Origin of the sequence: Paenibacillus fonticola DSM 21315 (assembly GCF_000381905.1) — a bacterium.
In the GTDB taxonomy this organism is placed as follows: domain Bacteria; phylum Bacillota; class Bacilli; order Paenibacillales; family Paenibacillaceae; genus Fontibacillus; species Fontibacillus fonticola.
In genome coordinates this window covers 92,270-118,422 of the sequence record NZ_KB907254.1, presented here as the reverse complement: position 1 = coordinate 118,422, position 26,153 = coordinate 92,270, and the positions used below count along the sequence as shown (strand labels likewise).

Sequence of the window (26,153 nt, the reverse complement as noted above, 5' to 3'; positions counted from 1 at the left end):
GTTGCTTACTCCGTTTTTACTTTTTCCCCGTATTCACGGACGATGTCGAAAGTACTGTCTTCCGATTTGACATAGCCTTCGTGTGAGTAAATTTCCTGGATAATGGCGCGGCCTTCTGCATCCTTGCCAATATCGATAAAGGCGTTAGCGATTTTCTCGGTCCATTCGGCGTTCATGTCCGTCCGTACAGTAATCGTGTCGTTCGGGATCGGCTCAGTAAAGGTCAGTACTTGCGTATCTTCGAACACGGCAGGATAGTCGCCTTTCACGACGTTGCGGGCATCCTGGAAAATCGCTGCCGCGTCGACGTCGCCGTTCAATACAGCAAGGACGCCTTGGTCGTGCCCTTTTACCGTAATTGCTTGTACATCCTTCAGCGGGTCAAGTCCGGCTTCCATCAGCTTGCCTGCCGGCCAGACGAATCCGGCGGAAGACGTAACGTTTTGATAGGCGATGCGTTTGCCTTTCAAGTCGCTAACTGATTGGATCGGGGAATCCTTCTTGACGATGATCATCGCCTTGTAGAAGTCAACCAGTTCTTCGGTAGGCTCACCAGTGTCATCTTGTACACCGTAGCGCTGGGCTTGCAGAATTACCTCGGCTGCGCCTTTTTCCTTAGCCAGCACATAAGCGGTTGGCGGCAGGAAGCCGACATCGATCTTTTTGGAAGCCATCGCTTCAATGATTGTGTTGTAGTCGGTCGATACGCTCACTTTGACAGGGATGTTGAGGCGGTCAGTAAGCAGCTTCTCGAGCGGTTTAGCTTTAGCTTCAAGCGTGTCCGCATTTTGAGATGGAACGAACTGAACCGTTAATGTCTCCGGTACATATCCTTCAGCCTCTGGCGTATTGGCTGGTGTGTTCTGCTGCTCCTGCTGATTTGTTGCCGTGCTGTTTGCAGCAGCATCCTTTCCAGTGTTGCCGGCAGAACTGCTGCCGCAGCCGCTAACGAAAGCAATAGACAAGAAAAGGGGTAGAACAAATCTGGCGATTTTTTTCAAACGGTATGACCTCCACAAATTTAATTTTTTTATTATTTCAGTAAACTACAAATATAACTTTATATGAGAACTATTAACGGTTCGTTATAGTAAATCTAGTTTTATGTAAAAAATTGTGTGTTTGCGGCTTTTTAATTTAATATAAATCGCGATTTCACTTGATAGACTAGAAACAGATTCAGAACAAAGACTTTGTTACAGAAGGAGTTAAGAGACTGAAATGAACAAAACGGCCACCTGCGAAATTCTCGTTACAAGTGACATTCACGGGCATATTTACCCGACTGATTACCGGACTGATGAAGAAAGAAGCCTCGGCCTGGCCAAAATATCGTCGCTGATCCAGCAGGAACGCCGGCAAGCTCCAGATTTGCTGCTGCTGGATAACGGGGATATGATACAGGGTTCTCCGCTTACCTCATATTATGTCAAGCATAACAAGCATATCGACGGTTCCCATCCGGTGATCGCTGGATTGAACGAACTGGCCTATGACGCCGTCGTGCCGGGAAATCACGAATTCAACTATGGGCTGGATCACCTGCGCGGCGTAGTTGGCGAATCTCGTTTTCCCTGGCTTTCAGCGGGGATTGTAGATCAGGAGACAGGGGAACCGGCTTTCGGGAAGCCCTATATAGTGAAAAAAATAGGAGATACCGCCGATCCAATCAAGGTAGCGATTCTTGGTGTGACGACGCACTATATTCCTAACTGGGAAAACCCGCTCCATATTGAGGGATTGGAATTTCGCGACGCATTGGAGACGGTCAGGGCCTGGGTACCCCGTATCCGGGAAAAGGAGTGTCCCGACTTGCTCGTCGTCGCCTATCATGGCGGCTTTGAGCGCGATCTTGCCACCGGTGAGGCCGCCGAAAAGCTGACCGGGGAGAACCAGGGCTATGCGATTTGTCAGGAAGTCGCCGGCATTGACGTGCTGATCACCGGACACCAGCATCGCTTCCTCGCTGAGCAAATCAACGGGGTTGCCGTCATACAGCCAGGCTGTAACGGACAGGCGCTAGGCAAAATTACCGTGGACTTCGAGAAGCAGGGAGAGCGGTGGCAAGTTCGCAATAAAGCAGCCAGCCTGTTGGTGGTAGACGAATCCGTGACTGCGGACGAGGCCTTATTGGCGCTTGTTTCCGGCCTGGAAACAAAGACGCAGCGCTGGCTTGACCAGCCGATCGGATCGGTGCAGGGTGATATGGGAATATCAAGCCCATTTGCCTGCCGACAGGCGGATCATCCATTTATGGAATTTGTAAATAAGGTGCAGATGGAGGCCGCGGGGGTATCGATATCCTGCGCAGCGCTGCTTAATAACGAATCCCGGGGCTTCGGAGAAGTCATTACGATGCGGGACGTGCTCGTCAACTTCATGTTTCCGAATACGCTGGTGGTGCTGCGTCTTACGGGGCGGGATATTCGGGCCGCTTTGGAACAGACGGCCGTTTATTTTGTAATCGGCGCTGGCGGAGAACTGGCTGTCAACCCGGCGTATATTGAGCCCAAAGCCCAGCATTACAACTACGACATGTGGGAGGGCATAAAGTATGAACTGGATGTGGCCAGACCGTTTGGCGAGCGGGTCGTGAAGCTGACGGATCTTAACGGGGTGCCCCTGGCTGACGAGCTGGAATTCGATGTTGTCATGAACAATTACCGGGCCGGCGGCGGAGGAGACTATGAAATGTTCAAGGGCAAGCCGGTTGTTAAGGAGGTTGCGGCTGATATGGCTGAATTAGTAGCCGAATATATCCGGCAGCGCGGGACGATTGAGGCGGCCTGCGATTACAATTGGAGGGTTGTCGTGAACGGTGCAACGTAACAACGGCTCAGTGGATCATGGAAATACTGCAAACTGTAATAATCTCGATTAAAAGAGCAGATGACAGAGAAGCAGGGAGCAGAGGATGATTGGATCGCAGGGTCATTGAATCGGAATAACATGAAGCTGCTTGTCACTTCCAAACTATGTTAAAATGACAGACATCAGGGCAAACTGGGCCTGTACAATATTACAAGCAGTCTACGTAGATACTGCGAATGAGGAGTGACGAACGATGAGTGAGAAACTAAATGAGCAGGAACTGGTTCAATATATAGCAGACCGCTCTAAGGCGAAGCCGGAGGCTATCCGGATCGTGTTGAAGCATGAGAATGCTTTCATCAATAATGCCCATCAGGGAGCCAAGGGCGAGGTCGACATCGATGGTGACGAACTGGTGGACTATGTGCTAAGCCGCCCGGACGTGAAGCTCGACGAGCTGATGGTGGAGACGATTTTGGAGCTGGAAATGGACTATTTAATGGAGAAGGGTCTGGCAGGTTACCTCGATTAGCCCGATTAGAAAATGCAAAGAAACCAAAAGCTTCCCCTTCCCCGGTTTCAGCGGCGGGAGGGGATTATTCGTGTTTCAAGATGCAGCAGTAAATGCAGCAGAATATGAGGGATAAGTCTGTTGCGAACAGCTGGACAATGTTATGATATGGCTAATGTCGTGGGTTTCTCCATACATTCTCCATATCCAAATACATAGGAGGAACAGCAAGTGAATGGCCCTATGATTATTACTTTAATCGTTCTTATCGCGGCATCGGCCTTGTTTATTTCGGGCAAGATCCGCTCCGATCTCGTTGCGCTCGGCGCATTGATCCTGTTGATTCTGTTAAATATATTGACCCCTGCAGAAGCGCTGTCCGGCTTCTCCAACTCCGTCGTCATTATGATGATCGGACTGTTCGTGGTAGGCGGGGGAATATTCCAGACGGGTCTGGCCAGGATGGCCAGCCGGATGCTGCTCCGACTTGCCGGTACGAGTGAAACCCGGCTGCTCATTATGGTCATGCTGGTCACCTCTTTGATCGGCGCTTTCGTCAGTAATACAGGGACCGTCGCCGTCATGATGCCGATTGTCGTTAGCCTGGCGATGAGCGCGGGAACCCACCCGGGCAGACTGCTCATGCCGCTTGCCTTCGCCAGCAGTCTGGGCGGAATGCTGACTTTAATCGGAACACCGCCGAACCTGGTCATCCAGGAGACGCTGCTCAAAGCCGGATATAAAGGGCTGTCCTTCTTTTCCTTTACGCCGATCGGGATCGTTTGCCTGCTGGCGGGCATAAGCGGACTGCTTGTCTTGCGGCGCTTCCTGCCCGATTACCGGAAGGAGGAGGGCAGGGGCAAGACAAAGAGCCGGTCACTAAAGGAATTGGCGAAACAGTACCAGCTGTCGCAAAACCTGTTCCGCGTTCAGGTAGTATCGGACTCGCCGATTCAGTCCAGATCGCTGCTCGAGCTGGATATTTCAGCGAAGTTCGAGGTTAACGTTATTGAAATTCGCCGCAAAATATCCGCCAAGAATCAGTTTTTTAAAACGATAAATCAGGAAATCGCCGGTCCGGAAACGGTGATCTATCCGGGTGATATTTTATATGTCAACGGTACCTTCGAGCGGGCCGAGCAGTTTGTTCAGCACTACGGGTTAATTTTGCTTGATCACCACGTCCCGGAGAAGAGCGTGCCGCAGCCGGATCAGGCTGAGCAGTATGCGACCAGCGAAGTAGGGATAGCGGAAGTGATGCTGACGCCGAATTCCAGCCTGATTGGCAGACTGGTCAAGGATTCGGGATTCCGGGAGAAATACAGGGTGAACATTCTCGGCATTCAGCGGAAGGAGCAGTACCTTTTACATAACCTGAAGGAAGAAAGAATGAGGCTGGGGGACGCCCTGCTTATTCAGGGAACATGGAAGGATATCGCGCTGCTGGCTGCAGACCAGGCGGATGTTGTCGTCGTGGGGCAGCCGATAGAAGAATCGCGAAAAGTAACGATGGATATTAAGGCGCCGATCGCCGCAGGGATCATGCTGCTGATGGTGCTGCTGCTCATTACCGAGCTCGTTCCTGCCGTGGCCGCCGTGATGATCGCCGCTGTATTGATGGTCGTCTTCGGCTGCGTGCGCAATATGGAAGAGGCGTACAAGAGCATTAACTGGGAGAGCATCGTGTTGATCGGCGGGATGATCCCGATGTCGATCGCGATCGAGAAGACAGGCGCAGCCGCTCTGCTGTCGGAAGGGCTTGTTAATTCACTTGGCGGTTTTGGACCAATCGCGCTGTTGGCTGGCGTTTACTTTACAACGTCTTTAATGACGATGTTTATCAGTAATACGGCCTGCGCGGTCCTGTTTGCGCCGATTGCTCTTACCGCAGCTGTTCAGCTTGGCGTGAGTCCTTACCCGTTTTTGTTCGCGGTTTCGATCGGGGCCAGCATGTGCTTTGCTTCACCGTTTTCTACGCCGCCCAACGCACTGGTTATGTCAGCGGGGAGATACAAATTCAGCCATTATATTAAAGTCGGCCTGCCGCTGCAGGTGTTTATCGGAGTGGTGATGGTTGCGGTGCTGCCGCTGTTCTTCCCGTTTTGAGGGGCTTGAGGAAAAGGCTGCCCAGCCGGAAGGTTCTGCATTAAAAACGTCCTCGGATCGCTGCTTGTATGGCGAGAGGACGTTTTTGCTGTACTTTGCTTTCAGGGTCAGAGCTTCTTCTGCTCCAGGTTTCATGTTAGAGCGGGACGGAAATTCGCTTTCGCTCTTTGAAGGTGACGATTTCCGTATAGCCGGCAACCCGAGCCATGTCCCGGGCTTCCGGCAGCAAATATCCGGTATGCTCAGGGAAGTGGGCATCCGACGATAGGGTGATCGGCACCTTATGCAGCGATAATACTTTGAGAAAAAGCGGACTCGGGCACGCCTCGGCTACCGGGTAGCGGTAAGAGAGGCCTGTATTGATTTCGGTTGCCACGCCGCTTTGCGCCAATATGCGCGCTGTCTCTTCATACAGCGGCATCAGCAGCGTTTCATCCGATGGGCGAAAGCCGAACGCCTTCAGGTTATCGGGATGAGCGATAATATCAAACAGTCCGGACCGCGCAGCAGCCTGCACTTGTGAGAACAGCTGCTGGTAGGAGGAAAAGTGCTCCATTTTTTCAAACCGGTCTTGGGTAGCCGGATTATCAAAGCCCCAGCCGTTGACGAAATGGACGGAACCGATCGTATAATCCCATGCTGCCATATTCAGCAACTCGCTCAATTCCTCTTCGCCGCCAGCGAAATAGTCCGCTTCGATCCCAAGCAGCAGCTCGGGATACTGGCGCTTCATTTGCTGTATGAACGAGACGTAGTCCTCAAGTGAAGCGATGCATACCTGCTCCAGCCAATCGCGTTGCAGTTCACCGAGCGGGCTGTCGTCCGTAATGATATGCTTCTCATAATAGCTTTTGCATTCGCGGAAACGGTACAGGTGATCTACTACACCGAACACTTCAACACCACGCCTGCGGCCTGCGCGCAAATAATGCTCCAGCCACTCCTGTGTGTAGCAGCCCTGCTTCAGCCGGGCACTCAGCAGTCCTCCCAACAGCTTCGCCCATGACGGGGTATACGGGGACAGATTTTGCAGCGGCGTATGTGCGGCAGCCAGTGATTTCATCGTTTGTGTCAGCCATTTAAAAGTGTATGGCCCTTCCTCCAGATGAAAGTGCAGATCGACAATCATGTGCGGGACTCCGTAAACGCTGCGTCCCCCTCGCGCTCCTGCCCACATTTTTGCCCGTGTTCCTGTTCATGTTCATATTCTTGGTCGCGTTCCTGCTGGCGTTCTTCTTCTTGGTCTCTTTCCTGTTTAGAATAATGAGGCAGCCGCACACCGGGCACCGTATGCAGGCTCATCCGTGGGGAAGGGGGCAGCCCCAGTAAAGCCGCCATGAGAGGAGCAACGGCCAGTTGGGGGATCGGCTCCTCCACGGCGCCGGGGGTAAACGCCCGGCCAATGCCATAGAACGGTACCTCGCGTTCTTCCCGCGTCCGGCCGCCATGCTGCCCGGATTCCGTCATGCCATGATCGGCAGTGACGATGACGGAATAACCCGCAGCGACCCATTGCGGGACAGCCATGGCAAGAATGCTGTCCACGACGCGAACCGCCCCCTCATATTGCTTGCTTTTGCCTCCATAACGATGCCCGGCATCATCGATGTTCATGGAATGCACATATAAAAAATGAGGATGCCAGGACTGTCTTAAATGCTCAGCATCCGCGAACAGATGAGTATCCGGGTAATGATCCTCGAAATAAAAAGCGCCATGCATAATCGGCAGCCGTTCATCATGCTGATGCCGATCCTGGAACGGATTGAAGGGCGCTTTGTTATATAGCTCGCTCACCCAATGGTATGCCGCAGCGGCTGTGGTCAGACCTGCGTTCCGCGCTATATGGAACAGGCTCTCTTCTTCGCTGAGCCTGACGATTTGATTGGAAGTAATGCCATTCTCGCAGGCTGGGGTTCCCGTCAGGAGCACCTCATATAAGGGACGGGACAGGCTCGGGAGCTCTGATATAACCTTGTAGCAGGCAGCGCTGCTTTGTTCTACAAGATGCTCCATATAGCCGAGATACTCCCGTGCGGCATCATAGCGCAATCCGTCCAGGACGATGGTAATTAAGCGGGAACCGTTGTTGTGGGCCTCACTGCGAGACTCACTTTGACTGGCGCTTTCCGGGCTGTTCCATTGCGTTTGTACCATAGCGTTATCGCTCCTTCGGAAAAATGATAAGGATATATTTATTTTTACGCCTCAATCCACTTAATACGACAGTTTTGCAAATAAGGAAGCCAGTCCTCCGGAGGCGGGCTGCTGCTGACAATCATATGGACCGGCTCGATCGGCATGATCGTTACAAAAGAGTCCTTGCCCATTTTGCTCTCATCCGCCAGTACAATCACCTCACCCGCAGCTTCGGCAAATGCTGTGGACATGCTGGATTCATTAATATCATAATCACTGATTCCCCGCTCCAGGGTTACCCCTCCCACGGAAAGAAACGCCTTGTCCACCGAAAACTGCTTCATCATCCGTTCACCTGCCACACCGGAGAGCGATTGCTGCTGCGGATTAAGCTCGCCGCCAATCAGAATGACCTTGCCCGCGAAGCGCCCCGCATTCAGCGATTCCATCAGGGTGAAGGCCACGGCCAGGGAATTTGTCAAAATGGTCAGGCGCTGAAGATCGGCAATTGCTCTGGCGAATTCCAGCGTCGTCGTTCCGACATCAATCGCGATCGTGTCGCCCGACTTCACGAGGCTGGCTGCCCGCTGTCCGATACGCTTCTTCTCATCCGCGCGATAGGACTGGCGCTGCAAATAGGGCGGCTCGAAGCTGGCGAATTTGTGCGGAACGGCACCGCCGTACACGCGTCTCAGCAGGCCGTCCTTCTCGAGAATGTCGAGATCCCGGCGCACGGTTTCCTCGGAGACGGACAATTTCTGCGCCAGGCTCAGCACTTTTACCTGCCCGCGGCTTCTTAACAATTCGAGAATGATTTTTTTGCGTTCTTCAGCCAAAATCGACAATAATCAGGCACCATCCTTCTCTAAAGGTATGCACTGCGAACGGTCGATGCGCAGCGTTACTGCCGACTGCTCTCCTGGCCTGAACGGGCCGTGCCCGGCGAGTGTGTCGACCGTCATAGGGATGCCGCCTACATCTATGCCGTAGCGGACAATGTTGCCAAGCATCATGACAGAGCTGACCTTGCCCGGCCAGTACAATGCGGCACTGTCTCCCGCAGGAGGCAGATGCCTTGACATCCCGAGTAAATCATAGCCCCGCACGACCGACTCTCTCCCCGGCCTGCTGCCCGATTCACGCCTTAACATACCGGCCGAGTCATGACCCAACTCACTGGAGGAATCACGCTCTGGCATACCGGCCAAATCATGCCCTATGCCGAATGAATCATGCCCCAGCATCTCCGATGATTCACGCTCTGGCATACCGGAGGACGGGTACTCTGACATACTGGACGAAGGATACCCCGGCATACTGAACGAAGGGGGCCGGGTCATGGCGTACTCCCCGACGGGGAGCAGGGTAATCGACTCCGGCCGGAGAGCATAGCTGATCCCAGGCTGTGCCGCCAATCCCTCCAGCCGGCCCGCCTCCTGCGGTCCGAGCACGTTGTAGTTGCCGATGAACCGGGCAACAAACTCGGTGCGCGGTGCGGAATAGATCTCCTCCGGACTGCCCTCCTGTACGATGCGTCCGTTGTGCATGACACAGATCCGGTCGGAGATCATAAGCGCCTCCTCCTGATCGTGGGTGACGAAAATCATCGTCATCCCCATTCGCCGCTGCAGCTGGCGGATTTGCAGCCGGAGGCTTTTGCGGATTTTGGCGTCGAGCGCGCTTAGCGGCTCGTCCAGCAGCATCAGCTTCGGCTGCATGGCCAGGGAACGGGCCAGCGCTACCCGCTGCTGCTGTCCCCCGGACAGTGTATGCGGATAGGCCTGGGCTTTGTCCGACAAATCGACCAGCTCCAGCAGTTCGTTTATTTTTCGAGTACGATCACCTTTGTTCATCCTTTTCATTTTCAGGCCATAACCGATATTGTCGCTAACGGTCAAATTCGGAAACAGCGCGTAGGATTGAAACACCATGCCGACCTCCCGTTCCCGGGGGGCCAGTGCGGTAATTTCCTGGTCTTCAAGGATGATGGAACCCTGCTCCAGTTCGGTCAGTCCGGAAATGCAGCGGAGCAGCGTGCTCTTGCCGCACCCGGAAGGGCCGAGCAGGGTGATCATTTCACCTTTGGCAACCTCCAGATGGACGTTGTTGAGCACGTTGGTGCCATTGAATTGTTTGTTTAAGCCGTTCAGCTGCAAATAACTCATAGCCTAATCCCTTTTTTCATGAATTGGCCTATTCTGGTCAGCCCGAGAGAAATGATCAGGATGAGGGTAAAGTACAGAATCGCCATAGTGCTCGCTAGGTGGCCGCTTTCGGACAGCCTTTTGTATAAGTAGATTTGCACCGTTTCGATTTGCCCTCCAACGAGCATGTTTGTCAGTACGAATTCTCCGAAAAGGACGGAGAAAGAAAGCAGCATCGACACCGTGACGCCCGGCATAATGTTGGGCAGGATTACGGTCCGGAAGGCGGCGAGCTTGCTCGCGCCCAGCATTTCGGCTGCATCAAGCAGGGAGGAGGCGTTCAAGGTCAGCAAGCTGTTGCGGAGCCCTTGGTACATATAGGGCAGAATAGCTACGAAGTAAGCGCCGATCAGAATGTAGGCGGTGCCGGATATGGCGAGCGGCCCCGATGAATACGCCCGGATCAGACCGACGGCAGCTACGATGCCGGGGACGGCATAGGGCAGGACGACCGTACTTTTCAACAGGAACTCCCAGCGGGGAAAATAAACGGTGACGACAAACACGGTCGGCAGCATAATGACAAGGCTAAGCAGAACGCTCACAGCGCATAGCCAGAAGGAGTTCCACAGGGCATGCAAAAATCGGGCGTCAAGTGCGATTTGCCGGAACCATTCCAGCGTCCAGGTTTCGGGCAGCAGCGTATTGGTCCATTTGCCGGCAAATGCGTACAGCCCTGTGACGAGCAGGGGCATCAGCAAATAGAGCAGGAGGAGGCTGATTAGAACATGGTGATATTTCATTGTCCGGATCAAATGGAATCCCCTCCTGTGATCGTTCTAGGGCTGGATTGCCCCTTGCTGGCGGAAAACAGCCTTCTACGGGACGGCTTCACCGCTGCCGCGGCATTCCCGTTCCCGGTATAAGCGGCGACTCTTCGCGTCATCATGCTGTTGATCCAAACCGCAGCGATGGAGGTGGCTGCAAGCAGCACGGCAAGGGCCGAACCGAGCTGCGGCCTCGTCACAACGTCTCCGGTGACGAGCGAGCTGATTCTGATGGCCAGCAGATTGTAGTTGCTGCCCACGAGGGCATAGGCCGTAGCATAGGCGCCCATTGCATTGGCGAACAAAATGCCGAGCGTGCCGAGCAGGGCCGGGGCAATACAGGGCAGCCCGACCGTCCGCCAAAATTTAGCCGGAGAGGCGCCCAGCAAATAAGAGGCTTCCTTCCACTGCTCCTGAATACCGTAGAAGGACGGATAAATGAGCAGGATGGCCAGCGGAATTTGGAAATAAACATAAACCAAAGTCAGACCGGTCCAACTGTACAGGTTAAATCCGGCAAACACGTCCCAGCCCCATTCCTTGAACAGCAAAGTGAACACTCCATTATTGCCGAGCAGGATAATATAGGCGAACGCGAGCGGAATTCCCGCGAAATTCGAAGTCATATTAGACAGCATCAGAATGCGGTTGCGCATCGCCGCAGAGAAGCGCGTAATGGAATAAGCCGCAAAAGCACCGATGACGATACCAGCCAGGCTGGAGAAAAGGGAGATGAAAATGCTGTTCTGAATTGCCTTAAGGTAAAAGGCGTTGGTTAGCGCAGTGATATATTGCTGCAGCGTAAAGCCGCCGCCTGAATCCGCAGTGAAGCTGCCGATCAGCATGGACGTGACCGGGATGAGCTGAAACCCGGCGATGAGCAGCGCAAAGGGCAGCAAGGCCAGTGTAAAGCCCAACAGCCGTCTGATGCGGATGCGATGTTTTTTAAGCATAGTGAAAATCACCTGCCATTCCATTTATTGCTTTATTGTTATTGCTCCTGTGCCCATTGCCCCATTGCCCCATTGCCCCATTGCCCCATTGCCCAAGTGCCCAAGTGTCCCCGGACCCAGCCCTTGTTGCGAGGATGAAGCTTCTAAGGGTTTAATTCAAATGGACCAGGACGCGCTCCTGCCAGAGCTGCGGCAGCGTCTTCGCCGTTTCTTCCCACACTTTATAGTCGCCGATCGGTTTGGCATTGCTGTACGCTTCCTGCGGCAGCAGTTTGGCTGCGACGTCCTCGGGGAGCTGTACGCTTGGACGAATCGGGCGGGCATAGCCTTTCGCCAGATTGATTTGGCCTTCATCACTCAATATATATTCGCGAGTCAGCTTGGCGGCGTTCGGATGTGGCGCGTATTTGTTAATAATCGTGGCATAGCCGCTCACCACGCTGCCCTCCTGGGGAATCGCCACCTCGAATCGCTCTTTATCGAACTGGTCACGGTATCCAAGAGAATTGAAATCCCAGAGCAGGGTGACAGGCACTTCGCCCTTCTCGATATTGGCCGCAGACGCCTCGGATAATGAAATGCGTCCCTTCTTCGCCAGCTCCTCAAAGAAGGCGATCCCCGGTTCAATATTGCTCTCATCCCCGCCGAAGGCGATGGCTGCCGCTACTACAGCCATTTGCGCCTGGGCGGCCTTCGTTACGTCGCCGACTATTATTTTGTAGTCTCCGTTTTGCAGGTCGGCCCAGCTTTGCGGCGGTTGGCTGACCAGATTTTTATCGGTCATGAATGAAATCGTCCCTTGATAACCAACAATCCAGTGCCCGTCCTGATCTTTCGCCCAATCGGGAATCTCGTCCCAGTACGAGGTTTTATAAGGCTGGGTGACGCCCTTCTCGATGGCGACCGGTCCGAAGGCGATTCCCACATCGCCGATATCTGCGGTAGGCTTGTTCTTCTCGGCGTCGAATTTGGCAATCTCTTCGGCGCTGGACATATCCGTGTCCTGATGCTCCAATCCATACACTGACTTCATATCTTCCCAAGTTTCTTTCCAGTTCGCCCAGCTATCCGGCATGCCGACGCTGACAACCTGGCCTTCTTCCTTCGCCAGCTTGGCCAGCTCCTCAACGGAGACAACCGCACCGGCAGAATTTCCAGAGGCTGCCGCAATGTCGGCGGTGTTCTGTTTGTCCCCTGAACATGCCGACAACGTCAAAATCAGCATGAAAGTCATTGCGAGTGTCCCGATCATTCTCGGGTGCTTCTTTGTTTTTTTCATCATAAAGTTCATTTCCTCCTACCGTTTTCCGAAATAGTTTTTGTCTGAATCGGAAGCTTTGCCCGGCAATTTCTTGACGGGAACTGTTGGCTGCTAAATGAATAGGTTGTTGTTTGTGCACGTATTGTTGTTGATTTTGTCTTGATTTAACTTTAGTGCTTCATTGTTTTCTTGGTTTCAACGGAAAACCAGATGTTTGTAAAACAAACTTTTGGATATTTGCCTTCGTTTAACATTTCGAGGGAGTTTGGAACGGCGTATGATAGATTCAGTGATACCAATGATGAATGATTTTAATGATCATATTGTCCAAGGAGGGATTGATGCTTATGGCAACGTTGCTGATCGTTGAGGACGATGTCAGTTTGAATAAAGGAATCGCCCTTACTTTGGCCCAGGATGGGGTTGCGATCGTACAGGCCTATAGTTTGGCGGAAGCCGAGCAAGCCCTGTCAGCAGGGACTGTTGATTTAATCCTGCTGGATGTGAACCTGCCTGACGGGAGCGGACTGGATTTTTGCGAGCTGCTGCGGAAGACCTCCCGGGTGCCCATCATCTTTCTGACGGCGAACGATATGGAGAGCGACATTGTCACGGGCTTTGAGCTGGGGGGCGATGATTATATTACAAAACCCTTTAGTCTGATGGTGCTGCGCGCCAGGGTCATGGCCGTGCTGCGAAGGGCTGGACGGCCGGCGGAGGAGGTTTATCGGTGCGGCGGGTTGGTGTTCGATTTTGGGCGAATGGAATTCAGCAATCAGAATGAACCGATTCTGCTGAGCAAAACCGAGCAGAAGCTGCTCAAACTGCTCGTCAGCCACGAGGGGCAATTGTTAACCCGGGAACAGCTGATCGATCGAATATGGAGCGGCGAGCATGAATTTGTGGAGGAGAATGCCTTGACTGTAACGATCAAGCGGCTGCGTGACAAACTGGAGGCAGGCCCGTCTGCCTCCCGGTATATTAAGACGGTCTATGGCTTGGGTTATTTGTGGAAGGGTGAAGAGACGTGACGTATAAGCGAAGTGAGAGGGAGCGTCACGGGAGGCTAGAGGAGCAGTACGGAAGGCCGGAGGAACTGCACAGCGGGCAAAGGGAACTGCACGGCAAGCATTGGGTGCTCTTTGCAATGCTGCTGCTCGTAACGATAGGTTTCTTGGTCGCTGTGCTTCTGGTAACCCAGTGGAATAAGCAGGTGCTCTGGCTTATGACGGGATTTACGGCCATGATGCTGGCCGCTGGCTGGGGCTGGCTGCGGCTCCTGCGCTACAGAACGCAGATGACGATGAACTGTTTGGACGAGATCATTGAAGGGGCGATCCACGGGCGGGAAAGAGTGATGGGGTTTACTGAATCGGGTTTGTCAGCGCTGGAGCATAAACTGATTCGTTATATTGGCATAGCCAAGTCAAGGGAGCTGAAGCTGGAGGCGGAGAGAGGCAAGATCAAACAGCTTATTTCCGATATCTCGCATCAGACCAAAACGCCCTTGGCGAACATTATGCTTTATAGCCAACTGCTGATGGAGCAGCCCGGATTGAATGACGACGCGCGGGAGAAGGCGGAGCAAATTAGCGCCGGAGCGGACAAGCTGGACTGGCTGATCGGCTCCTTGATCAAGCTGTCCAGGCTGGAGACCGGCATGATTTCGATCCATCAGGCTGCCAATCCCGTCATTCATAGCTTGACGGCGGCGATCGCCCAGGTTTACCCGGCAGCGGAAGAGAGCGGGATGACCATGACGATGGACTGCCGTCCGGAGATCGAGGCTTGTCATGATCCGAAGTGGACGAGCGAGGCGCTGTCTAATGTTCTCGAAAATGCGGTGAAATACAGCAGGCCGCAAGGAAGGATCGAGGTCGCTGTAGAGTGCTATGAAATGTTCGTTCGCATTGACGTGGCGGATAACGGCATAGGAGTGGAGGAGGGCGAGCTGAACTATATTTTTCAGCGATTTTACAGGAGCCCGCGTACCGCCCAGTTTGCAGGGGTCGGCATCGGACTCTATTTGGCCAGGGAGATTATAACGGCGCAGGGCGGATATATGAAGGCTTTCTCCCGGGTGGGGGAGGGGACGGTCATCTCGATGTTTTTGCCGCGTTCCCAATGATTCGTTTTGCAGGTGCAAAGCAAAAACAGAGAGGGCAAATCTGTCAATTCCGTTATATTTCAGACACAGGAATGACAGAATCGACTGGTATATTTTAGGATGTGCACAGGTTGTTGAAACAGGCGGTGTACGGACTATTTTTGCGATGGGAGAGAGAAGCATGCCGATGCTTGAAGTTCAGGATTTGAAAAAGCATTACATACAGGGCGAGCACACTGTAAAGGCGCTTGATGGTGTGTCCTTAAGTGTGGAACAGGGGGAGTTTATAGCTATTGTCGGGACGAGCGGAAGCGGTAAAAGCACGCTTCTGCACCTGATAGGCGGCTTGGACCGGGCGACGTCCGGCAAGGTCATTGTAGATGGCCTTAATATTTTCGGCATGAACGAGGATGCTCTGACCATTTTCAGGCGCCGGTCGGTTGGCTTTATATTTCAGAACTACAATCTGATTCCGATTCTTAACGTTTATGAGAACGTCATTTTACCGGTCGAGCTGGACGGAACGAAGGTGGATGCGCCGCATGTAGAGCGGGTTATTCAGGCGCTTGGGCTCGGTGAGAAGGTGAACAGCCTGCCCTCTCAGCTATCCGGGGGACAGCAGCAGCGAGTAGCGATTGCGAGGGCGCTGGCCGCTAAGCCTGCGATTGTACTGGCGGACGAACCGACAGGAAATCTCGATACGAAGACAAGCCAAGAGGTTCTGATCCTGATGAAGCAGATGAGCGAGAAGTTCAATCAGACGATGGTGATGATTACTCATAATGAAGAGATCGCCCAAATGGCGGATCGAGTCGTTCGGATCGAGGACGGTAAGCTTGTGGGCAGCTCCTCTGCTTCTATTAGCGGAGGCAGACGATGAGAGAGGGGCATGTCAATCCAATCAACCTAAATATCCCGCACGACAATCCGCACAACAATTCAAGCCATCTAAACAATCCAAGCAAAGCTAGTAAAACTAGCAAGCCTAACCAACCTAACCAACCTAATCAGCCTATCGAGCCTAGCAAACCTAGCAAACCTAGCAAACTTAACAAGCGTAGCGGGAAGCGGGTATACTCTATCGCTATGAAAAGCTTGAAGGCGAATAAGACGCGTAATCTGCTCATGATGAGTGCCGTCGTCCTGACGACATTGCTGTTCACATCCATCTTCACGATGGGGCTGAGTGTAAACAAGTCCATGGAATTGGCAGCGATGAAGACGGCGGGCAGCGATTTCCACGGCAGCTTCAAGTATCTTACACAATCCGAAGCGCAGCGGCTGAGCGGGCATCCGTCCGTCCGGGAATCCGGCAGAGCGCTTTTAGTCGGCGAGCTGGTCCATCCCGCATTGCAAACGAACCGGGTGGAAATCGACTATGTGGATGATCAGTATGCGAAGCACGGTTTCATTCGGTTTGATGAAGGAGGCCTTCCTGCCGGGGAGAATGACATTGCGCTGAATACATGGACGCTTGACCTGCTGGGCATCCCTCATGAGCTTGGGGCCAAGGTGAAACTGGATATCGATATCGGTCATGGCGTCATCATTACGAATGACTTTCAATTGGCAGGCTATTACGAAGCGGATCAATATGTGGCGATGGCGGGAATCGCTTTTGTCTCGGAAGAGTTTGTGCAGAAGTACATTTCTCATGTTGATCCGGAGCAATCGATTAAGGAAGGCACCTATACAAATACGATACAAATGGGCGTCATGTTCGGAAACGCCTGGAATATCGAGAGCAAGGTCAAAAAGGTGCTGGCCGACACCGGCCTGGATGTTCCTTATGGCGTAAACTGGGCGTATTCCAGTGTATCTCTCACTGAAAATGTAATGAATATCGTGCCTTATTTGCTGCTGGTCCTCATTATTATGCTGAGCGGCTATTTGTTAATCTATAATATTTTCCACATTTCCGTTGTTAAAGATATCCGGTTCTATGGTCTGCTAAAAACGATGGGTACGACAGCCAAACAGCTGCGGGCAATCATCTCGATTCAGGCGCATTATCTCTACTTGCTCTCGCTGCCGATTGGACTTGCGCTCGGGTATGCGGCTGGCTGCTGGATTACGCCCATGATGCTACGCTTCTCGGATATGAAGCTGGAATCCGTCTATTCGTGGAACCCTTTAATTTTTATTGGTGCTGCTTTGTTCGCCTATCTGACAGTGAGAGCGGCGGCGAGCAAGCCAGGCAAAATAGCCGCAAAAATCGCTCCGGTCGAGGCGGTAAAATACGCCGGTGTGAGCGCTGATTCCGGCAGAGGGGCCAAAGGAGCGGGGAGGGTATCTGTCAAACGGTCCATAAGCGGAGCGAGGCTGTATAATATGGCCTGGGGCAATTTGTGGCGCAGCAAAAAAAAGCTGCTGCTCATGCTCGCTTCCCTGGTACTAAGCATCACATTGTTCAGCATGATCTTTACTATCATTGCTTCTTTCGACGTCAACAAATATTTGAATGCTTATATTTCAGGCGACTTTGTGGTGAAAGACGAAGGCTACAAGGATCCAAGCGGTGCTTCTGCTGCTCTGATCTCGGAGGAATTGGCCAGTACGCTGAGCAGTATCGATGGGGTTCAGAGCTTGGATAAGGTTTACTATAAAGGGGATCTGTTCCCGGTCGACGCGCGGATTAAAAAGCTGCTGGAGGCAGAAATGGCCGAAGAGGGACTGAAACGGCAAATTATAGAGTCGCTTCTTGCTGACGGACAACTCGCCATCCAGCTGTATGGCTTGGGGGACGGCTGGTTGGACACGCTGTCGGAGCATGATGTTGCAGCGGGCAAGTTTGATCACGAGAAGTTCAAAACGGGGGATTATGTGCTGCTGACACAGTCGCAAGTTGCGGAGGATGAATATGTAAGCTACTACCAGCCAGGCGACCGGTTTCAGCTCCCGGGAGACAAGCAAAGCTATGAGGTTATGGCGATCCTGAAAACGGAAGCATTCTATGCGGCGGGGACCCAGTTTTTTGGGGTCGGCGGGTTCAATGTTTATTTTCCAGCAGCAGCGTTCAGGGAAGTAGAGGAGCAGCCGGATATTTTATCCGCGACTCTCCATGTGGACCCATCTAAGCATGAGCAGGCTGGCCGGGCTGTACAAGCGTTGACGAAAGGGATTGAAGGGCGGCTGGCCGTGAAATCCCGGGAGGATTACAAGCAGGAGCTGGCGGGGTTCATCACTATTTTTCAGACGGTAGGGTACGGGCTTAGCTTTATTATCGCTCTGATTGGCGTGCTGAATTATATAAATACCGTCATTACAGGCGTGCTGTCGCGCCGCAATGAGTTTGCGGTTCTGGAGAGCATCGGTATGACCAAGCGGCAGCTGAACAAGATGCTGCTGTATGAGGGGTGTTATGTTGTGCTGCTGACGGGCCTGCTTACCTGGACGTTCGGATTACTGGCCACTTATTTTATCGTGAAGGGAATCGCGGGTAATATGGCGTTCACTACATTTCGCATGAATGTACTGCCCGTAGCAAGTACGACGGTCGTTTTACTCGTTATTTCCTATTTTGTCACCAAGACGGCGTATCGGATCCTTTCCAGGGCAACGATTGTTGAGCGGCTGCGGGAGGTGGAATGATGCGGTATAAGGCGAAGCGGATTGAATTCACAACGACAAAACCGGAATACGCGGAATAGACGGAAAATACAGAATATACGGAGTACAGAGAGCACGGAATGGCATATGGACAAAAATGAGTATCGGGAGCAGTTATAACAACCCTGAAAGTCTGTAAAAAAACCCCATCGTTTTGCCGATAAATAAAGGAGAAGGGTTAAATAGAATGGGGGCCTATTACAGAATGAGTAGACGATTGCACTACATATTATGCAGTATATTGCTTTGCTTCTTGCTGAGTTCCTGCAGCCTGATTGATGAGATCAAGGGCAGCTCCAATAGAAGCGGGCTAAGCGTGGAAGAGGAGCATGCAAATGCGAAATACAGCGCCTACATTAATTTGAACAATATGATGACTGGCGGTATGTTCGATAGAATGATGGAGACTTATATCGATGAATTCGGTCTGGATGAGGAAATTTATATTAGTGACGATTTTAGCGAGTTTACTTCCGCGCCTGTGCTGGATGGACTGGTGAATGCTGTGAATACCGCAGTTGATCGTGCTTCTGGTGAGCCATCGTATGGTGATGCAGATGCATCGCTCATTCTTTTAGGACCCACCATGCTTGACTTAATAGATACGATGAAGGAAATATCCACTTACTATAGCGCCAAGACTTTTGTGGACGACCAGTTTGTCAAAGGCAAGGAGCTGCATCGTCAATTTATAGCTCAATATGAAGAGTACGGGCCTTTGGCTGATCAATTTTTTGACGATTTCGACCTGATCGCAGCTCAGCAGAAGCTGAAGGATCTGGATAAACTGAAGGAGCAGGATCTTTTAATTCGGTATTATGCACTTAGTGTAGTTATGCGTGCTCAGGACATTGAGAAAGCCTTTTTTGATGCGGAGATCTACGACGAGAATATTTTAGATTATGATTTAGAAGAATATAGGGCAATGTATGATTTGCTAACCGATGATTTAAATCAGTTTATGGAATATTCCAAGGATGATAAGAGGAGGAAGAAAGAAGCCTGGTCAACGCTTCCTGTATTGGATAGTTCCATGCAAGGCGTTAAAGTAACGGCAACTGATATTTTACAAATATTAGAGACTGGGGATGCGACAATTAATAGCGATACCCAAGGTAAAGTAACGACAGGCGGCCGGAATGCAATTTTGAGCAGCTATTTCACCAAGGTGTCTCGTTTAGTAGACGCTTATAACAATAATATCAAAGTAAAAGTAGGCAATTAAAATAATGAGACAGTTTGGAACATTGGTGTTGGCTTGCTGTGTATTGCTGCTGACGATGACTGCTTGCCAGTCGACCGCAGGCCGGCCGCTGAATAAAGACGCGGGTTTTCGGGAAGATGAGGCTATATCTGTACGACATAAATATGCGGCCTATATATCCCTGGATGCCTACATGGAACAACCTCTTCAAAAGGTTCTTGATTACTACTTTGATAAGTTTGGTTCCGAAAATGAGCTTGTGATGAAAGAAAACGATCATATTTATACCGGTACGATGCTTGAAATTAAGGAAGGGTATAAAGTTAAAGATTGGGGCAGGCTTGCGATGGAGGAGCCGCCTATTGCCGGGGTGGATGATGCTGTCATTAGCTTGTATCCGAAATTGAGGCAGCTGATGGAGACGATGGAAGAGGCGGATTCGTATTATAAGCTTAAGTCGTACGTCGATGATGATTTGGCCAAAGGGCGTACACTGCATGAGCAAATTTACATATTTTCGCAGGAAGTAAACGATAGCAGAAACAAATTCGTCGCCACGCTTGAGCGTGAGCTTGCAGAGTATCGCCAGCTGGAGCTGGAATACATGCAAATGAACGATTTCATGATCCAGCAGACTGCGCTTGAATTCGTAGTGGCAGCAGAGGACATAGGTACATATTTAAAGCAGCATGGGGCCAGCGCCGACAATTTGGCTGAGCTGGATCTCCAGGAATACAAAGTGTTGTACGACCGAATGGTGGCAAGCCTTGAAAATTACTTGAGCTACTGTGATGACCGGGAGCGCATTAAACAAGAGGGATTGGAGTCTTACGACCATAATGTAAACTACCTTAAACATACGATTATGCATGTAAAAGCTTCTGCTACGGATCTTCTCATGCGGCTGCAAGATGCAAAACAAGATGTACATCAAGGCACAAATAAGGAGCAGGCAGGAGTCGCCTATACCTTTGATAAATACGATAAAGAAGGAACTCCAAAGTATTATTTGAGCGCCTTATCGAAACTAAAATTAGAATATAGTAACTTCATGCTCAGCTATTAAAGTTGGCAGAGGAGCAGCTGGAATCAGAAGGACAGAGCTGTTCAATAGGTCCCTAATATAAAAGTTAGACGAAAAACATCGCGTTTGGTGCTGCACTTCAAAAGTTAGATTTTGTATTCTAACTTTGGGGTGCAGCATTGTTTTTCCGTCCAACTTTTTTTGACTTATCTGTTTTTGCTGTTGTGAGATGTTGGTGTGAGGTAGCTGATTGTAGGCAGTTGGTGGTTGTTTATCGGCTGTGCGTAGGTGGATGAGTGTCTGCGTAGCTGTGTATTTGGCTAGGCAACTGGATATATGCAATCCTATCGGACACAGGGGTCGCTATTTGTGAAATAACGAGGAATTTGGAGAGCTAACGGACCTCCGTTCCGCTATTTATCCCAAAAGCCTGGTTTTTGCAGTCCATTTGGTCGAATAGCGGAACCAGTGTCCGCAAGCATAGCAAAGGAGGCCTATTTCAACAAATAGCGGATCTCCTGTCCGTTAACGGGTGACCAGTCCCACGAGTTCAGCCAATTCCATCAATCTCATCAATCTCATCAATTCCATCAATTCCATCAATCTCTCAGACTCATCAATCTTATAAACCTCAGCAGTCGCAGCAATTCACTCTAATGCATGAATACAAAGCAAAGAAATAAAAAAGCGGGCAAGGCAGCCAGCGGCTCTTGTCAAATGCGATATGCTGCTGATCATGGTATAATATAGGAACAAACGTTCTTTGTGTGATTGGCAGGTGAGCATTTGAGTCAGCGGGTGGAATTAGCGGTGCGGCCCCTTGTAGAATACGTGTTCCGGGGCGGAAGCCTGGAGGGTGGGTTCCGGAGCGTCTCTACATTAACGGAAGGCACGAAAGCGCATCAGAAGGTACAGCAGCAGTATGGTGAGCTTGACCGGAAAGAAGTTTATTTGTCTCTGGAAATACCTTGTGGGAAGTTCTTATTTGTTATAGATGGGCGCTGCGACGGTCTGCTGGTTGACGGGGACGGGAGGATCACGATCGAGGAGATCAAGTCTACGGCGCAGGAACTGGAGGCAGTGGACTCCGAGTCCTTCCCTGTTCACTGGGCACAGGCAAAGTGCTATGCCTATATGTATGCCGTGCTGCATGACGTATCTGAGCTGGACATCCAGCTCACTTATGTGCAAATAGATACGGAAGAGCAGAAGCGGTTTGTGCAGACGATGACGCGTGAGCAATTGGAGGCGTTCGTGACCGATGTCATTCAGAGATACGCCCCTTACGCAGAAATGCTGCATCGGCACCGAGTAAAGCGGGATGCGAGCATCGACGGATTAGCATTTCCTTTTCCCGCGTATCGCCAAGGACAACGGAAACTTGCGGGTGCGGTATATACAAGTATTGCCGAGGAGGTCAAGCTGTTTGCCCAGGCGCCGACGGGAATCGGCAAGACGATGTCGACGATATTCCCGGCGGTCAAAGCGATTGGCACAGGGCTGCTGCAGCGCATCTTCTATCTTACGGCCAAGACGATTACGCGGACTGCGGCAGAGGAGGCCTTTGCTCGCCTGCAGGCCAAGGGACTGCATCTTCATGCGGTGACCATTACCGCGAAGGAGAAGATTTGCTTTCAGGAGCAGCTCAGCTGCCGGAAAGAAGACTGCATTTACGCGGACGGCTACTATGACCGGGTGAACGGAGCTATCCTGGATATGCTTGGCCACGAGACTTTGATCGACCGCGGCGTCATCGAGGCGTATGCTCGCAAGCATCGTGTCTGTCCGTTCGAATTTTCGCTGGATGCTGCTTATGCCGCCGATGCCGTCATTTGTGACTATAATTATATTTTTGATCCGCGGGTTTCCTTGAAACGGCAGCTTACCGAGCAGAAGAGGCATACCGCTTTGCTCGTGGATGAGGCGCATAATCTGGTGGATCGCTCCAGAGAGATGTTTTCCAGCGCGCTTGGCAAGTCGGCGTTTCTCGCATTGCAGCGGGAATTTAAGGTGGCGAACAAGAGCTTGTCTGCGTCAGCTAAGGAGGTAAACGCCTACTTCATCCGGCGGAGAAAGCAGGCAGAGGAGAAGCGTTTGATCGAGCGAGAGGCTCCAGATGAGCTGCTCCTGCTTCTAGAGGATTTCGTCCAGCAGGCGGAACGCGAATTGGCTGGGGGTACAGGAGGGGGGACATCCGAATCAGGGTCGCTGCTGCTTGAGACGTATTTTGAAGCCGTCCATTTTGTAAAAATCGGCAAGCTGTACGATGAGCGCTATGTAACGTATGTGGATATTTCCAGCCAGGAGGTGCGGGTAAGAATGTTCTGCCTTGATCCCTCCCATCTGCTGCGGGATATGGGAAAAGGCTATCGCTCGCATATTTATTTCTCGGCGACGCTGGCGCCGATCGGCTTCTACAGGGATATGTTAGGGGCGGAAGCCGACGATTATACGCTATCCATTCCTTCACCTTTTTCCAGGGAGCAATTGGAGGTAGTCCTGCTGCCCTTATCAACGCGTTACCGCGACCGGGAAACGACGGTGGAGCCGCTTGCCGCTTATTTGCGGACATTGACGGAGGAGCGGCCCGGAAACTATTTATTCTTTTTTCCTTCCTATGTCTACATGAATACGGTCTATGAACACTTTATCGCTGAAGGTCCCCAGGCAGATACGATAATCCAGCATGGGGAAATGTCGGAGGCGGAGCGGGAGGATTTCTTGGCTGCATTTGAAGCTGGCCGATCCGGCGGGACTTTAGCGGGATTTGCGGTAATGGGCGGCATATTCTCCGAAGGCGTTGACCTGGTCGGCAACCGATTGACGGGTGTCGTCGTAGTTGGTGTGGGCTTGCCGCAAATTGGCCTGGAGCGGAATATTATTCGCGATTATTTCGATCAAACAGGCAGGAACGGCTATGATTATGCGTATGTATTTCCGGGCATGAACAAGGTTCTTCAGGCGGGAGGGCGGCTTATCCGTTCTGAGCAGGACACCGGATTGCTGGTGCTGGTTGATGACCGGTACCTTCAGCCGCATTACGCCAGGCTGCTTCCGGCGGAGTGGAGCAACCATGCCGTAATCACATTGTAGCCGTGCCGTCACCATATGATGTCATGTGATCTAAGAGCACTTTTGGGGTGTCAAAACCTTGAGAGTGCTTTTTCTGTTGCGGCGATTTGACTCTCGATCATCTTAGATTTAAGATAAAAATAAGATAGTTAAGACCATTAAACTATTATGATTTATTAATTAAATTTCGAATAAAAAGAAATAGAGGTGAGGAGCGCTGAATAAACAGGAACGCTTGTCGGCAATGATATCAGATTATATGAATCGATTCGTAGTCGGATATGCCAAATTGCTCGACCGCGATTTGACGGCACCTCAGTATTTGATTATTCAGATCCTGGCTGAGAACGAGTCGAAAAGCTGTTCAGAGCTTGCAGAGGTACTGGACGTCACGCTGCCGGCCATTACGAATTTGTCCAATAAGCTGGCAGCTAAAGGCTATATTGAACGTATAACGCCGGAAAGTGACCGTCGCAGCGTCTATCTGCGGCTCACGGAGCAAGGACATGAAGTGATGGCAAGCATGCTTAAAAGGTACCAAGAGCTGACCGAGCCGATGTGGGACAGCTTTACAGAGCGAGAAATCGATACATTGTTAAGTGCTTTCGAAAAAATGGGAAGCTTGCTGCCAGTCGGCAAGATCCAGAAATGACAACGGGAGGATACAATCATGGGTAGATTAGACAACAAAGTGGCTATCATTACAGGTGCAGCCGGAGGAATGGGAAAAGCCGATGCACTCCTATTTACCAAAGAAGGGGCCAAAGTGGTCATTTCCGACATCCAGGGAGATAAGCTTCAGGAGGTTGTCCGGGAAATTGAGCAGAATGGCGGCGAGGCGATCGGGTTCGAGCATAACGTAGCTTCTGAAGAAGACTGGGCTCGCGTAGTGGAAGGCGCGATCGCGAAATTCGGAAAAATCGATATCCTAGTCAACAATGCCGGGGTATCGAACGCGACGCCATTTCTGGAGCTGACGGTCGAGCAGTGGGAGAAGACGATGTCCATTAACGTAACTAGCGTATTTCTTGGACAGAAGCATGTTATTCCGCACATGATCAAAAATGGCGGCGGTTCGATCATTAATATTTCTTCCATTGCCGGGCTTACGGGCGGAAGCGGCACAGGCCCTTACACGGCCAGCAAGGGGGCGGTTCGCATGCTCACCAAGGCGACGGCCGTCGATTATGCGCAGCATAACATTCGTGCCAATTCGGTGCATCCGGGCTTTATTGAAACGCCGATGACGGTCGATTTAATGGCCGATGAGAAAATGAGAAATTGGTTCCTCTCGATGACGCCGCTCCCACGGTTGGGCAAAGCGGAGGATATCGCCGCTGGCGTGCTGTTCCTTGCCTCCGACGAGTCCTCCTACATTACGGGGATCGAGCTGCCGATCGACGGGGGATATGCTGCGAAATAACAATTTCGCTGTATTTGTTCATATAAGATATGAAGTTGACAAGACAAGCTCATACTAACTAGGAAACAAACATCAAGGAGAGTGTCACTCATGTCAAATTTAGAGCAGGTAGCGGTAATTACAGGGGCCGGCAGCGGCATCGGCCGCGTCACCAGCTTGAAGCTGGCGGCAAACTACAAGGTCGTTCTTGTCGACTTCAATGTGGAGACGGGGGAGGAGACGCTGCAGCTTGTTAAGTCGCAGGGCGGAGAAGGGATCTTTGTCCAGGCGAACGTGGCTAAGAGCGAGGATGTTCAGAACTTCGTCAATAAGGCGGTGGAAGCCTACAGACGGATCGACTTTTTCTTCAATAATGCTGGAGTCGTACAGAAATTCGCGAAAACCGCTGACGTGGAGGAAGCGGAATTCGACCGTCTGGTAGCCGTCAACCTGAAAGGCGTCTTCCTCGGCATGAAATATGTGCTGAAGGTAATGGAGAAGCAGGGCAGCGGCCATATCCTCAATACCGCGTCAACGGCGGGCATCCGCAGTGAGCATAGCGCCGGCGTCTATTCAGCCACTAAGCATGGGGTTGTCGGACTAACGAAGTCGGCGGCGATGGAATATGTGAAGCAGGGCATCCGTGTCAACGCAATTTGTCCTGGAGGCGTAAAGACCCCATTGACCCAAAACGTGGCGAAGTCCTTCCAAGAGGGCGGCTATGTGCCTGAAGAAATTTCGAACATGCGCATGGGGCGTCCGGCTGAACCTGAGGAGATCGCCGGGGTGGTCGCCTTCATGGCTTCTCCTGATTCCAGCTACATGACGGGATCGCTGGTTACGGTGGATGGCGGATTAACGCTGTAAACCTAGTCTGCGGGTCTGCATGAGCGCAGTTTGGATGGGAAAATGCACAAAGAGAAGAGACCTGTTCCCCGTATCGCCGGATACGCCTAGGAGCGGGTCTCTTATGTTGTTCAGGA

General features: G+C 51.6%; 20 protein-coding genes and 1 pseudogene. 13 read left to right on the top strand and 8 right to left on the bottom strand.

Annotated elements, in window-relative coordinates; genetic code table 11:
- Window positions 1-5: 5 nt before the first annotated feature.
- The gene (locus tag G358_RS0111865; RefSeq protein ID WP_019637444.1) at window positions 6-1,001 is read right to left on the bottom strand and encodes a phosphate/phosphite/phosphonate ABC transporter substrate-binding protein; all 996 of its coding nucleotides are present in this window, start codon (window positions 999-1,001) and stop codon (window positions 6-8) included.
- A 220-nt stretch (window positions 1,002-1,221) separates the two neighbouring features.
- Between G358_RS0111865 and G358_RS0111860 the strand changes: the two genes are divergently transcribed.
- From G358_RS0111860 to G358_RS0111850, 3 genes are all read left to right on the top strand, one after another.
- Window positions 1,222-2,829 (top strand): bifunctional metallophosphatase/5'-nucleotidase, encoded by a 1,608-nt coding sequence (locus G358_RS0111860; protein ID WP_019637443.1) that lies wholly within the window; start codon window positions 1,222-1,224, stop codon window positions 2,827-2,829.
- A gap of 235 nt (window positions 2,830-3,064) precedes the next feature.
- Window positions 3,065-3,343: a hypothetical protein gene (locus G358_RS0111855; RefSeq protein WP_019637442.1), complete on the top strand. Its 279-nt coding sequence runs from the start codon at window positions 3,065-3,067 to the stop codon at window positions 3,341-3,343.
- 210 nt (window positions 3,344-3,553) lie between these two features.
- Window positions 3,554-5,428 (top strand): SLC13 family permease, encoded by a 1,875-nt coding sequence (locus tag G358_RS0111850; protein WP_019637441.1) that lies wholly within the window; start codon window positions 3,554-3,556, stop codon window positions 5,426-5,428.
- A 136-nt stretch (window positions 5,429-5,564) separates the two neighbouring features.
- On the opposite strand, the gene G358_RS0111845 is transcribed toward G358_RS0111850, so the two are convergent.
- From G358_RS0111845 to G358_RS0111815, 7 genes and pseudogenes are all read right to left on the bottom strand, one after another.
- Window positions 5,565-6,557 (bottom strand): PHP domain-containing protein, encoded by a 993-nt coding sequence (locus tag G358_RS0111845; protein WP_019637440.1) that lies wholly within the window; start codon window positions 6,555-6,557, stop codon window positions 5,565-5,567.
- 170 nt (window positions 6,558-6,727) lie between these two features.
- Window positions 6,728-7,585: pseudogene (locus tag G358_RS30030) on the bottom strand (alkaline phosphatase family protein); the annotation flags it as partial.
- Between the two features lie 44 nt (window positions 7,586-7,629).
- Complete coding sequence (locus G358_RS0111835) at window positions 7,630-8,412, bottom strand: DeoR/GlpR family DNA-binding transcription regulator (protein WP_019637438.1); 783 nt, start codon at window positions 8,410-8,412, stop codon at window positions 7,630-7,632.
- Window positions 8,413-8,415: 3 nt separating this feature from the next.
- Window positions 8,416-9,732 (bottom strand): ATP-binding cassette domain-containing protein, encoded by a 1,317-nt coding sequence (locus G358_RS34410; protein WP_019637437.1) that lies wholly within the window; start codon window positions 9,730-9,732, stop codon window positions 8,416-8,418.
- Window positions 9,729-10,526 (bottom strand): ABC transporter permease subunit, encoded by a 798-nt coding sequence (locus tag G358_RS0111825; RefSeq protein WP_019637436.1) that lies wholly within the window; start codon window positions 10,524-10,526, stop codon window positions 9,729-9,731. The genes G358_RS34410 and G358_RS0111825 overlap by 4 nt, the downstream gene beginning before the upstream one ends.
- Window positions 10,523-11,491 carry an ABC transporter permease gene (locus G358_RS0111820; RefSeq protein WP_019637435.1) on the bottom strand — a complete coding sequence of 323 codons (969 nt, stop codon included), beginning with the start codon at window positions 11,489-11,491 and terminating at the stop codon, window positions 10,523-10,525. Before G358_RS0111820 ends, G358_RS0111825 begins: the two co-directional genes overlap by 4 nt.
- A gap of 151 nt (window positions 11,492-11,642) precedes the next feature.
- The gene (locus G358_RS0111815; RefSeq protein ID WP_019637434.1) at window positions 11,643-12,773 is read right to left on the bottom strand and encodes an ABC transporter substrate-binding protein; all 1,131 of its coding nucleotides are present in this window, start codon (window positions 12,771-12,773) and stop codon (window positions 11,643-11,645) included.
- A gap of 326 nt (window positions 12,774-13,099) precedes the next feature.
- Between G358_RS0111815 and G358_RS0111810 the strand changes: the two genes are divergently transcribed.
- From G358_RS0111810 to G358_RS0111765, 10 genes are all read left to right on the top strand, one after another.
- Window positions 13,100-13,783, top strand: a complete 684-nt coding sequence (locus G358_RS0111810) for a response regulator transcription factor (protein ID WP_019637433.1) — start codon at window positions 13,100-13,102, stop codon at window positions 13,781-13,783.
- A complete protein-coding gene (locus tag G358_RS0111805) occupies window positions 13,780-14,880 on the top strand; it encodes a sensor histidine kinase (protein WP_019637432.1) in 1,101 nt (366 codons plus the stop codon). Before G358_RS0111810 ends, G358_RS0111805 begins: the two co-directional genes overlap by 4 nt.
- Before the next feature lie 160 nt (window positions 14,881-15,040).
- Window positions 15,041-15,739 carry an ABC transporter ATP-binding protein gene (locus G358_RS0111800; RefSeq protein ID WP_019637431.1) on the top strand — a complete coding sequence of 233 codons (699 nt, stop codon included), beginning with the start codon at window positions 15,041-15,043 and terminating at the stop codon, window positions 15,737-15,739.
- Window positions 15,736-18,450, top strand: a complete 2,715-nt coding sequence (locus tag G358_RS0111795; RefSeq protein ID WP_240480009.1) for an ABC transporter permease — start codon at window positions 15,736-15,738, stop codon at window positions 18,448-18,450. Before G358_RS0111800 ends, G358_RS0111795 begins: the two co-directional genes overlap by 4 nt.
- A gap of 223 nt (window positions 18,451-18,673) precedes the next feature.
- On the top strand, window positions 18,674-19,693 hold the full coding sequence (locus G358_RS0111790) for a YiiG family protein (protein ID WP_026342211.1): 1,020 nt from the start codon (window positions 18,674-18,676) through the stop codon (window positions 19,691-19,693).
- Between the two features lie 4 nt (window positions 19,694-19,697).
- Window positions 19,698-20,738 carry a DUF3829 domain-containing protein gene (locus G358_RS0111785; protein ID WP_019637428.1) on the top strand — a complete coding sequence of 347 codons (1,041 nt, stop codon included), beginning with the start codon at window positions 19,698-19,700 and terminating at the stop codon, window positions 20,736-20,738.
- A 744-nt stretch (window positions 20,739-21,482) separates the two neighbouring features.
- Window positions 21,483-23,789 (top strand): ATP-dependent DNA helicase, encoded by a 2,307-nt coding sequence (locus tag G358_RS0111780; RefSeq protein ID WP_026342210.1) that lies wholly within the window; start codon window positions 21,483-21,485, stop codon window positions 23,787-23,789.
- Between the two features lie 223 nt (window positions 23,790-24,012).
- On the top strand, window positions 24,013-24,420 hold the full coding sequence (locus G358_RS0111775; protein ID WP_019637426.1) for a MarR family transcriptional regulator: 408 nt from the start codon (window positions 24,013-24,015) through the stop codon (window positions 24,418-24,420).
- Window positions 24,421-24,438: 18 nt separating this feature from the next.
- A complete protein-coding gene (locus G358_RS0111770; protein WP_019637425.1) occupies window positions 24,439-25,191 on the top strand; it encodes an SDR family NAD(P)-dependent oxidoreductase in 753 nt (250 codons plus the stop codon).
- A 90-nt stretch (window positions 25,192-25,281) separates the two neighbouring features.
- Window positions 25,282-26,037 (top strand): SDR family NAD(P)-dependent oxidoreductase, encoded by a 756-nt coding sequence (locus tag G358_RS0111765; RefSeq protein WP_019637424.1) that lies wholly within the window; start codon window positions 25,282-25,284, stop codon window positions 26,035-26,037.
- Window positions 26,038-26,153: the final 116 nt, after the last annotated feature.